At 69.3% G+C, this 1548-nt stretch carries 1 protein-coding gene and 1 riboswitch; the gene reads right to left on the bottom strand.

Translation table 11 applies throughout. From position 1 onward, the window contains the following. Positions 1 to 115 precede the first annotated feature (115 nt). The gene (locus tag AB0B91_RS65895) at positions 116 to 1132 is read right to left on the bottom strand and encodes a hypothetical protein (RefSeq protein ID WP_089002275.1); all 1017 of its coding nucleotides are present in this window, start codon (positions 1130 to 1132) and stop codon (positions 116 to 118) included. A 3-nt stretch (positions 1133 to 1135) separates the two neighbouring features. Then, a riboswitch (cyclic di-AMP (ydaO/yuaA leader) is annotated at positions 1136 to 1267 on the bottom strand. Positions 1268 to 1548 lie beyond the last annotated feature (281 nt).

Genomic DNA, 1548 nt, shown 5'->3' with positions numbered 1-1548 from the left:
CGGCGCAATGCAAGCAACAAGCACCAACCCCAGCCGGGGACGGCGCGGAGAAACGGAAGGGCTACGGGGGTCACAGGTGGCGCAGTCCCGGCTTCGCCGGCCCGTGGGCGGGCGGCTAGAGCAGTGACACGTGCACGTGGTCGGTGTGGTTCGACGGGCCGCTGTAGGACTTCCAGCCGGTCGCCGGGAACCAGATCTGCCGGTTCCAGATCACGTAGTAGATGCCGAGCCGGTCGGCGTTGCGGACCAGGAACGCGGTCAGGTTGTTGCCGTACATGTAGGTGTCGTCGTTGTGCCAGGGGGAGAAGCCGCTCCTCTGCAACGACCAGTCGCAGGCCCGGCCCTTCGGATGCTCGTACGGCCCGCCGGAGCGGTAACAGCCGACGAACCGGTTGAAGCCGACCCGCTTGACCTCCTTGTACATGTGCAGTGTGCGCGCGGTGATGCAGCCGGAGGTGGTGGGATCGTCCTCGGTGCAGCCCAGGGGCTTCCAGTCGCCGTCGGCCGTACGTCCCGGCGCGATCTTCGCCACCGGCGAGGTGGCGACCACCTTGCCACTGGTCAGCCCCCTGCCGCCGACCAGTGCGAGCGCCTTCTCCGCCTCCCGCTTGCCGCGCGCCATCTCGTTCGTCAGCTTCTGCTGCTCGCGGACCTCGGCGTCGAGCGCCAGCTTGGCCTGCTCGGCGCGGTTCTTGACCGCGTTCACCTCGGCGAGCTTCTTGGAGTTGACCAGGTTCAGCTCGTCGAGGGCGGCGGCGCGCTTGACGAACGAGTCGGGGCTGGCGGTGTCCAGCAGCATCGACACCGCGCCGATCCGTCCCGTCCGGTAGGACTGGGCGGCGATCTGACTGACCTGCGGGGCCAGCGCGTTCAGTTCGGCCTGTGCCCGGTTGACCTCCAGGGCCAGTTCGAGCTGGCGCTTCTTCGACTTCTCCAGCTTCGCCTTGGCCTGCACGTAGGACCGGTTGCGGGCCTCGATCAGGTCGTCGAGCAGCTTGGGCTCGTCGTCGCCGTGGCCGGAGGGCTTGGGTGGGGTGGGCGCGGCCACCGCCGGGAGAGGCCCGGCGAAGACCGCCAGGGCGGCGAGTACGGCCACCACGGGCGTCAGCCAGCGGCGTAGGGGTGCCGTCACAGTTTTCCCTTCCGTCGACCGCCGACCGGGTTAGCTGACGGGTTCGGGGCGGAAGTGGCCCCTACCGCTGTCGCGGATTCACCCCACGTGCCTGGGTCCCCGGCTCGCCTGGCGGCGATTGGGCGGCGGCACCGCAGGCGCCGCTGCGCGCCTTCGGCGGTGACCGGCAGCGAGGTTACCTGAGAGCACTCCCGGGGATCTACGTCCCTAAGCCGACTAAATGCGTTATTTCGTAATGGCTGACGGTGACCAGTGACGCGTTTATCAGGGCGGGAACCCCGAATCGTCACGCAGAGGAGTGTCACCATGCGGTGTCCGTTCTCCTGTCGTGGTCGGGCCATCCGGCGGGAGCGGCGGACGGCGCGTCTCCGCGCGGCCCGCTGAGCGCCTCCAGCGCCTCGGCCCGGTCGGCCGCC

This window comes from Nonomuraea sp. NPDC049141, from assembly GCF_040648415.1.
Lineage (GTDB): Bacteria > Actinomycetota > Actinomycetes > Streptosporangiales > Streptosporangiaceae > Nonomuraea.
This window is presented reverse-complemented; position numbering and strand designations above follow the sequence as displayed.